Origin of the sequence: Vibrio sp. HENC-03 (genome assembly GCF_000305755.2) — a bacterium.
GTDB lineage: Bacteria > Pseudomonadota > Gammaproteobacteria > Enterobacterales > Vibrionaceae > Vibrio > Vibrio owensii.
This window is the reverse complement of sequence record NZ_JH976122.1, coordinates 138,921-157,866: the sequence shown is the minus strand read 5'-3', so window position 1 is coordinate 157,866 and position 18,946 is coordinate 138,921. Positions and strand designations below refer to the sequence as shown.

Here is an 18,946-nt window from a genome sequence, read left to right as displayed (position 1 = left end):
GATGTCTAATTAGGCTTTTTAGGACAACCAACAATATGGTCATCGACCATGCCTACTGCTTGCATGAAGGCGTAGCAAATCGTCTCGCCCACAAACTTAAAGCCTTTCTTTTTAAGGAATTTGCTCATTGCTTTGGACTGCTCTGTCGATACTGGCACTTGGCTCATGTCTGTCCAGTGATTCACAATTGGTTTGCCATCAACAAATTGCCATAGCGCAGCAGAAAGGCTTCCGTATTCTTCTATCAATTGCTTGGCCGCTTTGGCATTGCTAAATACCGAATTGATTTTACCGCGATGCTTAACCACGTCGAAGTTCTCAACGATGAACTCTGTGCGCTCTTCATTGCGTTGAATTAACTTATCTAAGTCATAGTGCTCAAACGCTTCACGATAGCCTTCTCGCTTTTTCAGAATCGTAATCCAACTCAAGCCAGCTTGCGCGCCTTCTAACGTGATGAACTCAAACAACACGGTATCATCATGCACAGGGATGCCCCATTCTGCATCGTGATATTCGCGTTCAAGTGGATGGTTCATTGCCCATGCACACGTATTCTGTTCCATATTTAATCCTTATAAAAACGCCCCTGACGGTCAGCCAGAGGCGCTTTAGAACGTTCTTAAAACTCAGTCGTTACTTTGGCACTGCCACCTTGTGGAATAGACGATACAACACTGGCACAACAATTAGTGTCAGTACAGTCGCAAAACCCAAACCAAACATGATGGTTACAGCCATTGGTTTAAAGAAGATATCCGGTAGTAGAGGAATCATACCAAGAATGGTAGTGATTGCCGCCATACATACTGGGCGCACACGACTTACCGCTGCATCCACGACTGCGTCGTACGCATCTTTACCTGACTTCATCTCAATCTCGATTTGATCAAGCAGTACGATACCGTTTTTCAATACCATGCCCGACAGACTCAAGAAACCAAGCAGTGCCATAAAGCCAAACGGCGTGTTCAAGGCGAGCAGGCCGGTTGTTACACCGATCAGTGCCAGAGGCACCGTTAGCCAAACAATCAGCGGCTCTTTAATCGAGTTGAACAAGAAGATAGTGATCAAGAACATGAACAGGTAACCCATTGGCATCGTTGTGAACAATGACGCCTTCGCATCGCCTGATGACTCATATTCACCACCCCACTCTAATGAGTAACCTGGTGGCATTTCGATCGCTTCAATCTGTGGTTGTAGACGAGCTTGCAATGTTGCTGCTGTCTCTTCACCCAAGATATCTGGATCAGCCATCACTGTTAGCATGCGCTTACGGTTTTTACGAACGATGATTGGGTCTTCCCAACGCATGTCGTAACCCATCGTCACTTGTTGTAGCGGGATAAACTCGCTCTGCGCAGGGCTCCAAATCTTCATGCCTTCGATGTTACGAATGTCGATACGCTCATCTTCAGGAAGGCGAGCTACGATTGGCATCAGCGTTGTGCCATCGCGGTATAAACCGATATTCATACCTGAGAACGACATAGATAGGAAATCATCCACATCAGACTTAGTGATACCGTAACGACGTGCTTGGCTCTCGTTAAATTGAGGCTCTAGCACTTGAGTACGTTCACGCCAGTCATGACGAATGTTGGTCGCGCCAGGATCGGCATACATCACATCCATCACTTGCGCTGCAATAGTACGAAGCACAGTTGGATCCGAACCGATAATACGCGCTTCAATCTTCGCACCGCCACCAGGACCCAATTCAATTTGCTTCAACTTGTAGTTGATTTCTGGGTAGTTGGTTTTGATGTGCTCTCTAAAACGGTCCATCAGTGGTGCCAACGCTTCGTAGTTCTCTACACGCGTCGTGATTTCACCGTAGGCTGCGTAACTCTTCTCTGGTGAGTAAGTCAGCATGAAACGTTGTAAGCCTTTACCCGCAGTAGTGGTAATGTGCTCAACGTGATCTTGCTTCGCTAGCCAACCTTCAAGCTCTTTCAGTTTGTCGTTTGTCGCACGAATGTCTGTACCTTCAGGCAACCAAACGTCTAATTGGAAGATAGGAGTGGTTGATGATGGGAAGAAGGCTTGTTTTACATGCGTAAAGCCGTACACACTTGCCGCAAGACCTGCCACCAAAACAACAACCGTAAACCATGCTCGGCGCATACAGAAGTTTAAGAACTTTTTGTACACCACAAAGATGATGCCGTTGTAAGGGTCGTTGTCTTCCCCTTCACCACTCTTGATTTTCTGACCTTTAAAGAAGATATCAGCAAAGAATGGCGTTAGTGAGATCGCAGTAAACCAACTCAGCATCAGAGAGATAAGTAGTACAGTAAACAAGGTACCACAGTACTCACCCGTCGAGTCTTCTGACAGACCGATTGGAGCAAATGCCGTAACTGCAATCACGGTTGCACCTAACAGTGGCCATTTGGTTTGCGTTACGATGTCTGTAGCCGCTTGAAGTCTCGTTCGTCCTTTCTGGGTACCTATGAGTATCCCTTCCACGACCACGATGGCGTTATCCACCAGCATACCCAGTGCGATAACCAGAGCACCCAAAGAGATCCTCTGTAGGTCGATGGCAAAGTACTTCATAAAGATGAAGGTACCTAATACCGTCAACAATAGGATCAGACCAATTAGAAGACCCGAGCGTAACCCCATAAAGAAGAGCAGAACGACGATTACGATGCCCACCGCTTGCGCCAAGCTGACAACGAAACCACTTACCGATTTATCTACTTCTTTTGGCTGGTTATAGATTTCTGAGATCTCAACACCAACCGGCTGTTGGTATTTAAGTTCCGCCACTCGGCGATCAAACGCTTTGCCCACTTCAACTACGTTGACGCCTTGGGCAAACGAAATACCCATGTTGAGCGCCAACTCACCATTGTAGTTAATGATGTTGGTTGGAACATCGACATAGCCACGTTTGATCTCCGCTACGTCTTTCAAGAAGATCAGACCTTGCGCACCCGACTCTGTCAGTAGTAAATCACCGAGCTCGTCAACGCTCTGGAACTCACCGGTTGGTTGAATACGAATGTACTCATCACCAATTCGGATCGCACCTGCGTCAGAAACGACGTTTTGGGTCGATAGTAGGTTAAATACCGTGTTCGGAGATAGACCTAAGCTGCTTAGCTTCTTCATCGAAATTTCAATGAAGACTTGCTCTTGTTGTTGGCCTGATACAGAAACCTTGCTCACCCCGTCGACTAATTCGAGCTCACGTCTCAAATAGTCCACATAGTCGAGCAGCTCTTTATAGCTGTAGCCGTCACCAGTTACAGCCAACAAGATGCCGTATACATCACCAAAGTCATCAATGACCGATGGATCATTAACACCCGGCGGTAACGTGCCTTTTAGGTCGTTGACTTTACGGCGTAACTCATCCCAAATCTGCGGTAAGTCATCCGGACCATAGTTGTTTTTCATGGTCACAGTGATTTGCGATAAACCGCGGCTGGAAATGGAGTTAACCTCATCCACATAGGTTAATTGCTGAATCGCTTTTTCGATCGGATAGGTTACCTCTTCTTCAACCTGTTGCGGTGTCGCGCCAGGGTAAGAGGTGACGACCATTGCGTCTTTGATGGTAAAGGCCGGATCTTCAAGACGACCTAGGCCAAAGAACGCAGAGATACCACCGATTAAGAAGATCAGCGATACCATCCAACTAATTACACGGTTACGAATGAAATACGCCGCGATGCCCGTTACGTTTTCATCATCATCTTTTTGAGGCGCAACGTTATTTTGTTCACTCATTGAGTTGCCTCCTGCTTAACCACTTCCACTTTCATGCCATCTCTTAATCGGGATACACCAGCGACAACCACTTTGTCGTCAAGCTCTAAGCCATCAAGGATCTGAACCGAGGTTTGTGACGCTTTACCAGCACGCACTTGCTTGCGAGTTACGGTATTGTCGTCATTCAAGACCCAAACAAATTTGTTTTCACGATCCAGATCATCACCATCAGCATTAAAGATGGCTTCGATTGGCACGTTGATACCGATGTTAAGGTCCAGACCAGTCTTTTCATCTTTAGAGGTCACATCCACCGCCATGCCATCAAGAATGTATTCGTTTTCTGGCATAGGCAGAGACAGCGTCACCGTAAAGGTGCCAGTGTTAGGATCTGGCTCTGTGGTGAACTCTTTGATTTGAGCGTTGTATTCATTGCCGCTTGGAACACGAACCACGGCATTGATTCCCGTCAGATGTTCTTCAGTCGGAGGCTGATTAACGTACAAACGGTCAGGAAGCTGAATCAGTACTTCAACGCGATCCACACTGTGAATGTTCACGATGTACTGGCCAACTTGAATGTTCTCAAACTGGTCGACGTTTACGCGCGAGATAACACCATCAACCGGTGCTTTTAGCTCTGTAAACGACAAACGAAGCTTGGCTAATTCGAGTTCAGCAAGCGCAATTTGACGTTGTGCTGCGATCTCATCAAATTGTGATTTTGCCAATAGGCCTTTTTTCACTAGAGGGGCTGAACGGCGGTATTGGCTGTCAACCACAGAAAAACGCGCTGATGCGTTATCGACATCAAGCTTGTAATCGGTAGGGTCTAGCGTCGCAATAACATCACCTTTTGTGACCTTATCACCTTCTTTGACCAAGACTCGACTTACCTCACCCGCAACGCGGAAGCTTAGGTGTGAACGGTCAGCCGCATTGGCGACAGCAGGGAAATAAAGGTTATCGTCAACCTTCTTACCTTCCAGAGAAGCCACTCGAACGCGCGGCGTTTCAAGTTCTCGCTCCGGCCCTTTGTCACCACAACCCGCCAATAACATTGCCGAGCAAAGTGTGGTTAAAGCTAAGATTCCTTTCATACTACAGTCCTCGCTCCTTAACCCACTCACGCACTTTAATGCCAGGCTCAATCACGTTGACGCCAGAGATAATGATTTGATCACCATCTTCTAGACCAGACGCAATCTGCTGTTTCTCGTTCAGCGTTACCGTCACTTTCTCAACGATGCCTTGGTCATTCACACGCCAAACACACGTTTTATCGTTCTCAGTAAACAGTGCTGAATTCGGAATTCTTGTGGCACCTGCATTTTCAGACACCAAATGCACATTACCGGACATACCCGGTAAGATACCGACCCCTTCTGGGCGAGCCATCACCATGGTGACTTTGTAACTGCCCGTTTTAGGATCCGCTTCAGTATCAATTTCTTGGAAGGTCAATTCGAAAGAACGCTCTGGGAACGCATCAAACGTCATTGACGCATGTGCGTTGGCACCTTGCGTAAACTTACTCAACAAGTGATCTGGTAATTGGAATAACACCTTCATCACTTGGTTGGTTTGAATGTTCATGACGCCTTCTTTTGCCGCCACGTATTCATGGTTTTCCGCTGGCAGGTAAGAAATAGTGCCATCGTAAGGGGCAACAAGCTTGGTGTATCTCAGGTTTGCTTTAGCCTGATTCCACTGTGCTTTTGCAGAATTATGATTAGCTTTCGCTGCATCAAAATCTTGCTCAGACACTACTTGCTCTTTACGAAGCTTTTTCGAACGTTCGTATTGAACATCCGCTAGGGTGTAATTCGCACGGGCTTGTTTTTCGAGTAGTGAATACTCGTCAGGGTTGAGTACGGCAAGCACATCGCCTTTGTTAACCATCTGCCCCGCATTGACTTCAATCGACTGAAGCAATCCAGGCACACGGAATGCGAGTACTGCTCGGTCGCCGGCTTCTGTGGTGGCAGGAAAATGTCGTTCAAACTGAGCATTGCCTACAGAGACCGTGAAGAGTTTGGCGGGCCGAGATTCGGGTTCAGGGACTGGTGGCAGCTCTTTTCCACACCCAGAGAGAACCGTCATGACAGCGATTGGAATGAGCGCTTTTCTCATGTTAATTCATCCATTTAAGATCCATTCCTTTTAAAGTAGATGAATTTATGGTGTTCTTCTAGAGCATCAGAGCAAAAAATTTCTTTAAAAATAGCAATTTGAGACAAAAATAAAGCAGGCCGAAGCCTGCTTTATCAATAAATTAGTAACTAATCACTAGAGCTTATTAAACTCTCTGTTTACGCGATAAGTGTCAGAAGTGACATACGCTTCCATGTTGCGGATTTTTCCATCGAGACGGTTAAAGTCATTTTCCAGCACGCTTAACAGCTGATCTGGACTCTGTCCTTTTTGCCACGGTTTGCTCTTCAACGTATGTTCTTCGCGTGACTTAATGTTCTCGGTGTAAGTCATTGGTTGCTTCTCTAGCATGAAGGTCATTGCGATGTAGGCCAACAAGACTAAAAAAGTACCACCTAGCAAGGCTGCGGAGATCACGACGATACGAATCAACCAAACTTCCGCGCCAAAGTAGTTTGCGACTCCGGCACACACACCGGATATTTTGCCGTTTACCGGGTCACGATACAGTTCTCGTCTATTCATACTTTCGTCTCCATGTTGGGGACTCTGAGTCTAGGATACGCTCTAATGTTTCAACTCGAGACTGCATCGCTTCCGCTTTTTCAGACAGTACCTGAAGGCGCTCTAGATCTTGGCTCGACAGTGCACTATCTGCTTTGCGTTTGCTGCGATAGTGTAAGAAGAGCCATAGTGGAGCGACAAAGATTAAAAAGACAATCAATGGTCCAGTAATAAAAAATGTCGACATAAATGGCTCCTTTCTTATTTATCGTTCGATGACATCTGTTCTTTCAGTTTTGCCAACTCTTTTTCAATTTCGTCTTGTGCTTGTAGCTCAGCAAACTCTTGGTCTAGCGACTTTGCATTACCCGTTTTCGCGTATAGATCCGCTTCCGCTTCCATCTCGTCAATCTTACGAGAGTATTGCTCGAACTTTGCCATCGCTTCGTTTGTACGGCCTGCGTGAAGTTGCTTTTGTACATCACGACGGTTAGATGCCGTTTGGTTACGAATCGCTAGCGCTTGCTGCTTCGCGCGAGTTTCTGTGATTTTTGCTTCTAGCTTACCGATTTCGCCAGTCAGTTTCTCAATGGTTTCTTCGACTAGCGTTTGCTCAGTGTGAAGACCTTTAATCACTTGCTCCAGCTTTTGCTTTTCAATCAGAGCAGCACGTGCCAAATCTTCACGCTCTTTCACTAGAGCAAGGCTTGCTTTCTGACCCCACTCAGTGATTTGCTCTTCTAACGCTTCTACTTTGCGAGCCAACTCTTTTTTGTCTGCAATCGCTTTAGCCGAGTTAGTACGCACTTCTACAAGCGTGTCTTCCATTTCTTGGATGATAAGACGGATCATTTTTTCAGGATCTTCCGCCTTGTCTAGCAATGCACTGATGTTTGAGTTAACGATGTCTGCAAAACGAGAAAAAATACCCATAACGGAACTCCTCTTTTTTCCTATTTAAACTCGACAAGGTGGTGATTCACCTTGTGTCTCCCTTTAGATATAACAAGTAGCGTGCCAACTTTTATTTTCTTTAATAAACAGCGCCTTACGCATTTTGTTGTCGTTACACTCCGTTATGCTATGATGGTTTTTACCAACTGTTGGTAAATTTCACCAACTCCAATACTGTAAATCGTGGCTAGATAGAAAATAAGAAGGATTTTATGAAGCAGAACCTCATAGGTGAATCGCCCGCTTTTCTCGCCGTACTAGATAAAGTATCACAACTTGCGCCGATTGAACGTCCTGTTCTCATCATTGGGGAACGAGGTACAGGTAAAGAACTCATCGCGCAACGTTTACACTATTTATCAAAGCGTTGGGATAAGCCACTGCTTTCTCTAAACTGTGCGACATTAAGCGAAGGTCTGATTGATTCAGAACTGTTTGGCCACGAATCCGGCTCATTTACAGGATCTAAAGGTAAGCACAAAGGCCGCTTCGAACGCGCAGAAGGTGGCACCTTATTTTTGGATGAATTGGCAACCGCTCCTCTTCTTGTTCAAGAAAAACTTCTACGCGTGATTGAATATGGTGAGTACGAACGTGTTGGCGGACATACTGCACTAACTGCAGATGTGCGCTTAGTTTGTGCAACCAATGCCGATTTACCAAAACTGGCGGAACAAGGCAATTTCCGCGCAGATTTACTCGACCGTTTGGCGTTTGACGTCATCATGCTTCCACCACTGAGAGAGCGAAAGGAAGACATTCTTTCCCTTGCCGAACATTACGCGATCAAGATGTGCCGTGAATTGCAGTTGGAATACTTTGTTGGCTTTACGGAAGAAGCACAACAATCACTTTTGGATTACGCGTGGCCGGGCAACGTACGTGAGTTAAAGAACGTGATTGAGCGTGCGATTTATCGTCATGGTTTAAACTCTGATCCGATCGAACATCTTATCTTTAACCCATTTGAAGCGGATTGGGATAACGCGTTGGGCCATACCGCAAATCAAGAAGAGTCAGAACCTGCTAAAACAGCACAGCGAGCCGAGATTCACTTCCCTCTGGATTACAAGCAGTGGCAAGAAGACCAAGATATCGAACTGCTTAACCGCGCTTTAGAAGAAGCGAAGTTTAATCAACGCCAAGCGGCAGAGCTATTAGGGCTAAGTTACCACCAGCTCAGAGGCATGGTCAGAAAATATGGCTTAGTTGGTCAAGGATAAATAGCACCTGCCCTCTCACTCTAGCGTTGTCTCACTATACTAAGGAAGACAAGCCGTTTCCTAACCAGTGGCAAATCACACACATAGTGAGCAAATTGAGAGGCAAATAAGGTCGCCAACCAGAAATGATACGGTAATTTGATCTAACACCTCGCTACACAACGATTTTATGTTTGGAGCGAGTTGGCAAAGGTGATAAATTAGCGGGATCATTTTCGCTTGTCATCCCTGATGCAAAAAGCAGAAGGAACAAGCAAAGTCCAATGACCATTTCATATTATGAAAGCTTTTATAAGACTATCGCTGAGCCTTATTGGTATTAGCTTACTCACCGCATGTGGTGACGAAATCGATCACAATGATATTCGAGAGAATGGCTTTGTGTTTTGTGGGCAAGGTAAGCCAACCACGTTTAACCCTCAGCTCATTGACAGCGGCATCACAGCCGAAGCATTAAGTCCTCAGCTGTACGACACGCTGCTCACTCTCGATCCTAAATCTCACCAACCTATCGCAAACCTTGCGGAAAGTTGGTCGGTCAACGACGAAGGCACGGAATACACGTTTAGCTTAAAACAAGACGTCGCGTTTCAAAAAACCGCTTGGTTCACACCAACTCGTCCGTTTAACGCCCAAGATGTGGTATTCAGCTTTAAGCGAATCATTGATGTAGACCATCCGTTTCATGACGTCGGTGGTGGTTTTTATCCATGGTTTGCAGGTTTGGATTTCCAAAACCTCGTTAAAGATGTGATTGCTCTGGATGACCACACGGTTAAGTTCGTACTTTCTCAGCCTAACTTTGCTTTTTTGGCAAATATCGCCACTAGTCATGCTGTTTTGCTTTCTGCCGAATACGGGCAGCAATTGGCAGAGAAGGATGAAAAAGCACAAATCGATATGTTGCCGATTGGCACTGGTCCTTACCAACTAAAAGAGTATCAAGTAAACGATTTGATTCGCTTGGAACGTCATCCAAAATACTGGAAGTCACCGGCGAAGATGGAACAAGTGGTATTCGACATTTCTCACCGAGGTACTGGTACGCTGGCTAAACTATTGAGAAATGAATGTGATGTTTTGGCGTCACCGATTTCTAGCCAGATCCCAATCATTCAAGAAACGGAAAACCTTGAGTTAACCGCTACACCTGCGAACAACGTCTCTTTTATTGCGATTAACACTGGTCACCCTGCGCTTCGCGATCCTCGTGTTCGACAAGCACTGAATCTCGCGATCAATCGTCAGAACATTCTTGATTCGGTTTACTACGGAACAGGTACTCAAGCCTATACCCTACTTCCTCCTAATTCTTGGGCTTACCAAAAAGACAGCGTAAAAATCCGTTACGACCGTAACTACGCCCTAGCCCTGTTGCGAGAAGCGGGTTACGAAAAAGGGCTTCAGTTAACTATGTGGGTACCTTTAGAGCCACGCGCATTCAACCCAAGCCCACGCAAAACTGCGGAGCTGATTCAAGCTAACTTTGCGGATATTGGCGTTGATTTACGACTTCTGACCGATGACCGTTTTGAGCGCACTCAGTTAGAAACCATCAATGATGTCGATTTACTGCTAACGGGCTGGATTGGTGACACAGGCGATCCGGATAACTTCTTCCGTCCACTGCTTTCTTGTGAATCAGAGCGCGTTGGTTTGAACGTTTCAATGTGGTGTAACGACGACTTCGACTTCTTGTTGGATCTTGCGTTAGAAACAGAGCAACAACGTTACCGTTTGAATTTATACCGCCAAGCGCAAAACATATTGAACGAAGAGTTCCCGGTGATTCCGCTAGCTCATGGTGTTCAATTCCGTGTTCACGATAAATCGCTGAAAGGCTTTAAGTCGAGCCCTTTCAATGCACAACCTTTTGATAGAGTTGAGAGAATTCATTAATGTTTTGGTACGCCGTAAGACGTCTTAATCTGTTTGTCATCACTTTGATGATTCTCACGTTAGTGGGCTTTTCACTCCTGCGTTTGGATCCCACTTCCCATTGGGCAAACGTTGAATTTTGGTCGGGTTGGCAAAGTTATTTAGTCGAGTTGTCTCAGCTTAACTTCGGCATCAGTAAAAATGGCAATCCAATTTACGAAGAGCTCGCTGTCGTTTTCCCTGCGACGTTAGAGCTGTGTTTCTTTGCATTTGTAGTGTCGCTACTTATCGGTATCCCACTGGGTACCATTGCAGGCATGAAGCAAGGTAAATGGCTCGATACCAGTATCTCGTTTGTGTCAATGTCGGGTTATTCTGCGCCAATCTTCTGGGTTGCACTAATGCTGATTATGGTGTTTTCGCTTCAGTATCATGTGTTCCCAGTTGCGGGACGCTATGACTTACTTTATGAAATCGACCACGTCACAGGATTCGCCATCATTGATGCTTTCATGGCAAAAGGTGAATACCGAGCACACGCGCTACAAAGTGTTATTGAGCATATGATTTTGCCATGTTTGGTATTGGCATTAACGCCAACCACTCAGGTCATTGGCTTGATGCGAGCATCAGTTGCGGAAGTGATGAGCCAAAACTACATCCGTGCTGCGCGAATCAAAGGTTTGTCGAACCGCGAGATCGTGACTCAACACGTACTTCGTAATGCGATTCCACCCATCATTCCAAAGGTTGGGGTTCAACTTTCGAGCATGATTACTCTCGCGATCATCACTGAATCCATCTTCAACTGGCCTGGTATTGGTCGTTGGTTGTTAGACGCCCTTTCCAATCAAGATTACGCTTCGATTCAAGCGGGTGTAATGGTTCTAGCGACCCTTGTTTTAACTGCCAACATCCTTTCGGATCTGATTGGTGCCATGATTAACCCTCTGGTGAGAAAGGAATGGTATGCTAACAAATAACGTTTATCAGGAAGAACGCATTCCGACTCAGTTCGAACGTTTCTGGCGCAGCTACCGTGCGAACAGCTTGGCAATGTTCGGCTTATGGTGTTTGGCTTTCGTCGTACTGATTACCATTTTTGCTCCTCTGCTAGCACCCTACGATCCGCAAGCGCAATCAGGCGAATTACTGGTTCCGCCATCATGGGCACCAGCAGGCACTGTTGATTACTTTTTAGGAACCGATGACTTAGGTCGTGACATTCTTTCACGTCTTATCATGGGCTCTCAATTGACGTTTGGCGCAGCGGTTGCAATCACAGCAATTGCAGCTCTTATTGGTTGCTTCATTGGCGTGTTAGCGGGTATGACCAAAGGTCTTTTATCTAGCACGCTGAACCACCTTCTCGACACCGTCATGTCAATTCCATCACTGCTGCTTGCCATCATTTTTGTGGCTTTCTTGGGCTTTGGGGAATTCAATATTCTTTTAGCGATATGTTTGGCTTTAATTCCACGCTTTATTCGCTCAGTTTATATCGCCGTGCATACCGAAGTTGAGAAAGATTACATCATGGCTGCCCGTTTGGATGGCGCTAACGACTTCTACTTGCTTTGGAACTCGATTCTACCGAACGTGTTAACAGTCATCGCGGCAGAAATCACCCTAGCACTTTCTGTTGCGATCCTTGATATCACCGCACTGGGTTTCCTTGGTTTAGGTGCTCAAGCGCCAAGTACGGAATGGGGTGCAATTCTTGGTGACTCTGTTGAACTGATTTACATCGCACCTTGGACGGTGACGCTACCCGGTCTCACCATTATGTTTACTGTTGTTGTTCTAAACTTAGTGGGTGAAGGCGTACGCCAAGCGCTCAATGCGGGGATCGAATAATGCCGTTATTAGATATTCGACATTTAACCATTGAAATTGAAACACCATCGGGCTTGGTGAAAGCCGTAGATCGCATGAGCATTACCCTAAACGAAGGGGAAATACGCGGTCTAGTGGGCGAATCAGGTTCGGGTAAAAGTCTCGTCGCCAAAGCGATTGTTGGGGTTTGTAAAGACAACTGGAAAGTCACCGCAGACCGAATGCGCCTTGGCAACGTTGACTTACTTCAATTGACGCCGAAAGAGCGCCGACGAGTGATTGCGCGTGACATCGCGATGATTTTCCAAGAGCCTTCAACCTGTTTGGATCCTTCTGAAGAAGTAGGACGTCAGTTGATCGAATCGATCCCTTCTCGCTCTTTCGAAGGCAAATGGTGGGAGCGATTCAAGTGGCGTAAGAAGCAGGCGGTTGCCCTACTCCACAAAGTCGGTATCAAAGATCACAAACGTTTGATGGGCAGCTACCCATACGAACTGACGGACGGTGAATGTCAAAAAGTCATGATCGCAATGGCGATTGCAACCAAGCCGAAAATCTTGATTGCCGACGAGCCAACCAACGACCTTGACCCTATTACCCAGTCACAGATTTTGCGTTTGTTGAGCCGAATGAACCAACTTAACAACACCACGATTGTGTTGATTGGGCACGACTTGACCACGATTACTCAATGGGCGAATCGTATTACGGTAATGTACTGCGGCCAGTCGGTTGAGTCTGCCGATACAGAAAAACTGATTGCGGCTCCAAAACACCCGTATACCGCAGCACTGCTCAAAGCGATGCCAGACTTTAATGACTGGATCCCTCATAAGCAGAAACTGCAATCGCTGCCGGGTTCCATCCCTCCTTTGCAGCACTTGCCAATTGGTTGTCGCTTAGGGCCGCGTTGTCCTTATGCACAAAGACAATGTGTGGAGATTCCACACACCAAGCGTATTAAGAACCACAAATTTAGCTGTCACTTCCCATTGAACACGGAGAAACATTCATGAGTGCGTTGCTTGAAGTCGATAACCTATCGAAACAGTTTGTCACGCGCTCAGGTCTGTTCAAACGCACAGTCAAGGAAGCGGTAAAACCGGTTAGCTTTACTCTAGAGCCGGGCCAAACCATTGGCTTTATCGGTCAAAACGGTTCAGGTAAATCAACCCTAGCACGTATGCTTGCTGGTGTAGTTGAGCCAAGCTCTGGCGAGATTCGCGTGAATGGTGAGCGTCTGGAACACAAAGATTATTCGACGCGCTGTAAGCTGATTCGTATGATTTTCCAAGATCCAAACACCTCTTTGAATCCTCGAATTCAGATCGGTCGTATTTTGGAAGGCCCGCTTAAGCGAAACACCAACATGCCGCCGGATGCACGAATGAAGCGTGTGAAGGATACTTTGCTACGCGTAGGTTTGTTACCGGAGCATGCTTACTTCTACCCTCAGATGCTGGCAGCGGGTCAAAAGCAACGTGTGTGTCTTGCTCGTGCTTTGATTCTTCAACCGTCTATCATCGTTGCTGATGAGGCACTAAACGGTCTCGACATGGCAATGCGCTCTCAAATCATTAACCTGTTCTTGGAGCTACAAGAAGAGATGGGACTGTCGTTTGTTTACGTGTCTCAACATATCGGCATCGTGAAGCACATTACGGATAAGGTAATGGTGATGCATGAAGGTGAAGTGGTCGAATTTGGCGAGACAAACCAAGTGCTGACCAACCCAGAGCATGCGATTACTCAGCGACTGGTAGAGAGCCACTTCTACAAAGCGCCAAACCACTAAAAATTGAGCGAGTGATAAGTCTCTAGTATTCGCTTCCTCAAAAAAACGTCTTCTAAAAACAACAAAGCCTGCATCAACGCAGGCTTTTTTTATTCTCTGAATTTGAGAGCACGCTTTGTAGTGTCTAGCGACGGCTCTCTTGTTTACGAAGCTCGAAATCAAACTCGTCAGGGAATAGAACTACGCCTTCTTCGTTCTGGTTTGGGAAAACCACAACAGACAACTCATCGTCCTCTAGGCCAGATGTCCAACGGCTGTGCCACTTATTCAAAGAGATAGCTTCTGGTTCACACTCTTCCCAGTCACCTGTCGCCCACTGCTGCGCGAACTCTTCGTTTGGCCACACAGGCACACAATCGTCATCTTCTGTATTTAGCATTACGCAGCCGTGTTCATCTTTCAGAATCCACACTTTGCGGTTTGCTACGATTTCCTTCACACAGTATTTCAAACGCTGTTCTTCGTTGTAGCGATTGATGGTGTCCATTTGCTCTTGGGTTAATGCTTCAGACATGTTTGTCTCCTATTCCCATAGAAAAATGCCCACCTATTGGCGGGCATTTAAAGTATACGTTGGTAATAATGAAATTACACAAGCTCAGTTTGAAGCCAAGGCCAGCCTTGCTTCTTACGGCTTAGAGTGTTTTCCATCATTAGCATGCCGTCTTTCTCGTGCTTAACAAGCTTCTCAGCCCACTCACCTTTGTAAAGAAGACGAGTTTGAGCAGTAGTGATGTCTGTTAGCATAACTGCAGCAAATGCTAGGTTGTCGTTCGCACAACGAGCTTCTAGATCCGCTTCTAGTGCTTCGATCATGCCGTCAACTTGCTCTAGAGTCGCAAGTTCAACCTGACCTACTACTACGTCACGACCGTTGAATGGGTAACCTTTAAGGTCTTTTTCAACAAGTTCAGCCGCAGATAGACCTTCGATGTTTGTCTTAGCAATTAGAAGATCTTTAGTGAATGCGTCAACATCTTGTACGTCTGCGATAGCCGCTAGCTCAGCTACAGCATCTTTGTCTTTTTGAGTACAAGTTGGAGAAGCGAAACCTACTGTGTCAGAAAGAATTGCTGACATCATTAGCTTAGCGATTTGAGGCTTGATCTCGTGACCTTCAATCTTGAACATGTTGAATAGTACTGTGTTAGTACAACCAACAGGCCAGATCCATGCTTCCATTGGGTTTACTGTCATCACGTCACCTAGACGGTGGTGGTCAACAATACCTGCAACTTCTGCTTCAGCAATATCGTCTGGTGCTTGCGCTAGATCTGAGTAGTCTACTAGCCAAACAGTTTCACCCGCTACTGATGTGCGAAGTTCAGGAACTTCTGCACCAGCTACTTCAAGGATGTGCTGAGTTTCACGGTTAATTTCGCCTTGGCGGATTGGCATTGCTTCAACGCCACGCGCCTTTAGAAGTTCAGTTGCAACTAGTGCACTACAGATGCTGTCACTGTCTGGGTTCTTATGACCTACAACTAGAATCATGTTTCTTCCTATTCAAGTCAGTTTGATGCGCTTCCTAAAAGGGTGAATTGCATAACGAATTACACCTTGGAAGCGGGTTTGCTCACAAAGGCCGATACTTTACCTGATTTGAGGGAAATTGACACGAAGAAAAGTTGTTACCGCCTATTGCGAATAATTCCCACTTTAATATAATGAGAATCATTCCCATTTGCATTTGAACTTACTATGAACGCAACAAAAATTTTCCACTCAGCACATCAGTTGCTGCAGCCAACTCAATTTCGTCTGGCCTATAAAAGGCTATTGCTGCCTATCGCATTGCTCGCACTGTTAGCGAGTGAAACAACAAGAGAAGTCACCGTCGCTACCCTATCTGATTCTTTCTGGGCGGTTTCTTGTTACGTTGCAGCTACCTTAGCTATCTACCATTACCTTTCGAACTTCATGTCGAAGACAAATCGACTCACTGCGCTTTACCACAGCTCTCGTAGCCATCAAGTTTTCTTTGCAGCACTCCTTGGAGCTTTGCCTGGTTGTGGTGGTGCTATCGTTGTCACCACTCAGTTCATCAGTGGCCGAGTTGGCTTTGGTGCTATCGTTGCAGTATTAACCTCGACCATGGGTGATGCCGCCTTCTTATTACTTGCAGCAGAACCTGCAACAGGGTTTGGTGTGATTGCTTTAGGTATTGTCGTAGGTGCAATATCTGGGTGGGTAGTGAATGCATTCCACGCTGATGACTTCTTGCGCCCAAAGCAAAAAGAGGATGTTCAGCAAGCTCAATGCTGTAATAGCCATAGTGATACGCACACGCCAGTTGAGCAACGTGCTATCAATCTTCAAGGAGCATTCTGGAAATGGCTGCTCATACCTGCAAGTATCATTGCCGTTCTGGGCTCATTCCAAGTGGATACCAACCAATTAATTGGCCTCAAAGAAAACAGTATGGAATGGTTAGGTGCGACATTTGCGGTTGTCAGTATGTTTTTGTGGGCGATGACCAAAGAACTGGGTGATTACAAATCAACGGTATCTGAAGATGACAAAATCATCGATTCACACCCAATTCAAAAAGCGGCGCAAGACACAAACTTTGTTAGCGCATGGGTTATTTTGGCTTTCTTAGCCTTTGAACTTACCACCTATTTCTCGGGTTTAGACTTGGGAGCGACGTTCTCAAACTGGGGGATCTGGATGCCTCTCGTTGGTTTGGCTATTGGTATATTGCCAGGCTGTGGCCCACAAATTCTCGTAACGAGTCTTTATATATCCGGCGCTGCGCCATTATCGGCACAGCTTTCTAATGCCATTTCCAATGATGGTGATGCCTTGTTCCCTGCGATTGCAATGGCTCCTAAAGCTGCGCTTGTCGCCACTATCTACTCTGCGATACCAGCTTTGATTGTCGGATACGGTTACTTTTTCCTATTCGAATACTAGCTTTAAGTTCAGATGCAATGGATACAAAAAGAGCCTCAATTGAGGCTCTTTTGTTTTTTGGAAGCGCGCAAGGTTAAGCTGTCACGATAGCTTTAGCATTGAGGCCTTTATCCAAGCTAACCAACAGCAACTGACATGGCTCTTGGTTGAGCTTCTCCCCTGTCCAGTAGTCGTACCAATCGGTAGGCTGGTCTGCGGTAAGCGTAAACTCTGTCGCTTCATCATTGATGTAATTAAATAAGCAGTGCAGATCGTTTTTAGATGTTAGCGGCAGGAAAGCATGGTTTAAACTTAGCGCGGTAAACTTGGCCGATTCCTGATTACGACGCTGACGCAACATCAGTTTCGCTAGCGTCTTACTCGCAAATGGGGTGATTTCTGGTAGAGGGTCACCAGAAAGCAGTAGACCGCCACACGCTAGCAGCGCGTTACGATGGAATTGGTAATCTTCACGCGAGGCTGCTTGGTTGGGTAATGAAGTGAACGTCGCACAATCTGGGTCAATTTGCCATAACTTGCGGTGCTGCCAACTACGGAAGAAGGTTTCTTTTGCAATTTGTTCAAAGCGATGGCTATGGCGCTCTACGTCGTCAGAGACACGCATTGCATCAACTAAGCCCAAAGAAGGCCACATTGGCGCGTTACAGCCTAACAGCCATGCATCCCCTGCTCCTTTGGCGATCGCTTCCATACCCATGCGGTAGGCTTCTACACCGGTGACACCCGATTGGCTTCGCTTACCTTTTAAAGTACCCCAGTAGTTTGCGTCTAATTTGAATAGCTCAACGCCCCACTCTTGACGCATGACAGACACCACATGAGTCAGGTGATCTTGCACTTCAGGATTTGAGGTATCGAGAATGTACCATGGTGTACAGCGCCAACCGCCGTAGGTGACATCTTCTGCTTTCAATAGGCTGCCATCTTGGTGACGCACAAACCACTCAGGATGCTTTTGGAAGATCTCCGATTCTGGTTGAGCAATGAATGGCGCCATCCAAATCGCTGGTTTTTTACCTTTAGCGCGAATGTTGTGAATCAGCTCTTTGACACCGCCAGAAAACTTATCTGAAGGTGTTAGCCAATCCCCCATAAATGCTTGGTAACCGTCATCGAGCAGCACCCATTCAAGCTCAGCTAGGTTGTCTTGCATGCACTCGACGTTTTCTAATACGTTATTTTCTGTCACATCCGCATAGTATGCGTACCAAGAACACCAGCCAACTGGGGCATCTTGTGTGACACCGTTACGGATTGGGTGATGCTCGGCAAGCATCTCACTGTACTGTTTGTACAACTCCGAGAGAGAATTGCCACGAAGTACCGCAACAGATTCCAGCTTGTTGTGCTCCCAATCAGCCACTTGGGTCTGCTCTCCGTCGATAGAAGCAGAAAGTACCCAATGCTCACCATGCTGCTGCACTTCAAAATAGCCTGCAAAGCGATGACAAGAGGTAAAACCGAACAAGGTATAACCTGCAGCGTCTTCAACAGCTAGATAGTTGTAGTAACGCTTAGGGGAATTCTCAGGGTAAATGCGGTAAGAGTTGTTGTTATCCGGGCAACGACCAACGTCGACAGGTTGAGAAATGGTACCGCTGGTCTGCGCTAGCATTTGGAAACCGTCGCCTAACACAGTTGCACCTTGTTCGTAGAGGAAAGGCATTTCGAACAGGACTTCACGATCGGTGAAGGTTTTGTTGTGGATCCCTGCAAACGAAAAATGAACTTGGTTGCCCATCACTTCAAACAGAAGATCATTATCATGCACCGTTAGTTCGGTGTGATTGGCCAATTGAATGGTTTGAGCCATAGAAAATCTACTCACTTGATTATTATTGTTTAGTTTGGCTCATTATCCTCCGCTTCTCCTACCCAATTCGTTATCAGCATCACGAATCTAGCGGTCGTGCAGATACTTAGATTTGGTATTGAGAGAGTGCTCACTGAAATTTTG

Annotated in this window: 17 protein-coding genes; 7 read left to right on the top strand and 10 right to left on the bottom strand. The window is 46.2% G+C overall.

From position 1 onward, the window contains the following. Nucleotides 1-5 precede the first annotated feature (5 nt). The 7 genes from VCHENC03_RS14360 to pspA all read right to left on the bottom strand — a co-directional run bounded on the left by VCHENC03_RS14360 (nt 6) and on the right by pspA (nt 7,320). Nucleotides 6-566, bottom strand: coding sequence for a DNA-3-methyladenine glycosylase I (locus VCHENC03_RS14360; protein WP_009705782.1), 561 nt, complete (start codon nt 564-566; stop codon nt 6-8). Nucleotides 567-636: 70 nt separating this feature from the next. Next, entirely contained in the window at nt 637-3,747 is a 3,111-nt protein-coding gene (vmeI, locus tag VCHENC03_RS14365; RefSeq protein WP_009705781.1) for an efflux RND transporter permease subunit VmeI, read from the bottom strand. Beyond that, entirely contained in the window at nt 3,744-4,829 is a 1,086-nt protein-coding gene (locus VCHENC03_RS14370; protein ID WP_009705780.1) for an efflux RND transporter periplasmic adaptor subunit, read from the bottom strand. The genes vmeI and VCHENC03_RS14370 overlap by 4 nt, the downstream gene beginning before the upstream one ends. Before the next feature lies 1 nt (nt 4,830). After that, nucleotides 4,831-5,862: an efflux RND transporter periplasmic adaptor subunit gene (locus tag VCHENC03_RS14375; RefSeq protein WP_005437278.1), complete on the bottom strand. Its 1,032-nt coding sequence runs from the start codon at nt 5,860-5,862 to the stop codon at nt 4,831-4,833. 156 nt (nt 5,863-6,018) lie between these two features. Then, entirely contained in the window at nt 6,019-6,408 is a 390-nt protein-coding gene (gene pspC / locus VCHENC03_RS14380) for an envelope stress response membrane protein PspC (RefSeq protein WP_005437277.1), read from the bottom strand. Continuing rightward, the gene (pspB, locus tag VCHENC03_RS14385) at nt 6,401-6,634 is read right to left on the bottom strand and encodes an envelope stress response membrane protein PspB (protein WP_005437276.1); all 234 of its coding nucleotides are present in this window, start codon (nt 6,632-6,634) and stop codon (nt 6,401-6,403) included. The genes pspC and pspB overlap by 8 nt, the downstream gene beginning before the upstream one ends. Before the next feature lie 14 nt (nt 6,635-6,648). Next, a complete protein-coding gene (gene pspA, locus VCHENC03_RS14390) occupies nt 6,649-7,320 on the bottom strand; it encodes a phage shock protein PspA (protein ID WP_005425704.1) in 672 nt (223 codons plus the stop codon). Between the two features lie 233 nt (nt 7,321-7,553). On the opposite strand from pspA, the gene pspF reads away from it, so the two are divergent. From pspF to VCHENC03_RS14420, 6 genes are all read left to right on the top strand, one after another. After that, nucleotides 7,554-8,564 (top strand): phage shock protein operon transcriptional activator, encoded by a 1,011-nt coding sequence (gene pspF / locus VCHENC03_RS14395; RefSeq protein WP_009705779.1) that lies wholly within the window; start codon nt 7,554-7,556, stop codon nt 8,562-8,564. A gap of 279 nt (nt 8,565-8,843) precedes the next feature. Next, a complete protein-coding gene (gene sapA / locus VCHENC03_RS14400; RefSeq protein ID WP_009705778.1) occupies nt 8,844-10,463 on the top strand; it encodes an ABC transporter substrate-binding protein SapA in 1,620 nt (539 codons plus the stop codon). Beyond that, complete coding sequence (locus VCHENC03_RS14405; RefSeq protein WP_005437264.1) at nt 10,463-11,425, top strand: ABC transporter permease; 963 nt, start codon at nt 10,463-10,465, stop codon at nt 11,423-11,425. The genes sapA and VCHENC03_RS14405 overlap by 1 nt, the downstream gene beginning before the upstream one ends. Further along, nucleotides 11,412-12,299, top strand: a complete 888-nt coding sequence (locus VCHENC03_RS14410; RefSeq protein WP_009705777.1) for an ABC transporter permease subunit — start codon at nt 11,412-11,414, stop codon at nt 12,297-12,299. Before VCHENC03_RS14405 ends, VCHENC03_RS14410 begins: the two co-directional genes overlap by 14 nt. Continuing rightward, entirely contained in the window at nt 12,299-13,294 is a 996-nt protein-coding gene (locus VCHENC03_RS14415; RefSeq protein ID WP_009705776.1) for a peptide ABC transporter ATP-binding protein, read from the top strand. Before VCHENC03_RS14410 ends, VCHENC03_RS14415 begins: the two co-directional genes overlap by 1 nt. After that, nucleotides 13,291-14,073 (top strand): peptide ABC transporter ATP-binding protein, encoded by a 783-nt coding sequence (locus tag VCHENC03_RS14420; protein ID WP_005437261.1) that lies wholly within the window; start codon nt 13,291-13,293, stop codon nt 14,071-14,073. Before VCHENC03_RS14415 ends, VCHENC03_RS14420 begins: the two co-directional genes overlap by 4 nt. A 124-nt stretch (nt 14,074-14,197) precedes the next feature. Here VCHENC03_RS14420 and VCHENC03_RS14425 read toward each other — a convergent pair whose 3' ends face one another. Further along, nucleotides 14,198-14,587: a DUF2750 domain-containing protein gene (locus VCHENC03_RS14425; RefSeq protein ID WP_005437260.1), complete on the bottom strand. Its 390-nt coding sequence runs from the start codon at nt 14,585-14,587 to the stop codon at nt 14,198-14,200. 74 nt (nt 14,588-14,661) lie between these two features. Next, on the bottom strand, nt 14,662-15,567 hold the full coding sequence (locus VCHENC03_RS14430) for a manganese-dependent inorganic pyrophosphatase (protein ID WP_005437259.1): 906 nt from the start codon (nt 15,565-15,567) through the stop codon (nt 14,662-14,664). 207 nt (nt 15,568-15,774) lie between these two features. Between VCHENC03_RS14430 and VCHENC03_RS14435 the strand changes: the two genes are divergently transcribed. Then, nucleotides 15,775-16,989: a putative manganese transporter gene (locus VCHENC03_RS14435; RefSeq protein ID WP_009705775.1), complete on the top strand. Its 1,215-nt coding sequence runs from the start codon at nt 15,775-15,777 to the stop codon at nt 16,987-16,989. A 73-nt stretch (nt 16,990-17,062) separates the two neighbouring features. Here the strand turns inward: VCHENC03_RS14435 and VCHENC03_RS14440 are convergent, their stop codons facing one another. Next, a complete protein-coding gene (locus VCHENC03_RS14440) occupies nt 17,063-18,802 on the bottom strand; it encodes a glycoside hydrolase family 36 protein (protein ID WP_009705774.1) in 1,740 nt (579 codons plus the stop codon). Between the last annotated feature and the right edge of the window lie 144 nt (nt 18,803-18,946).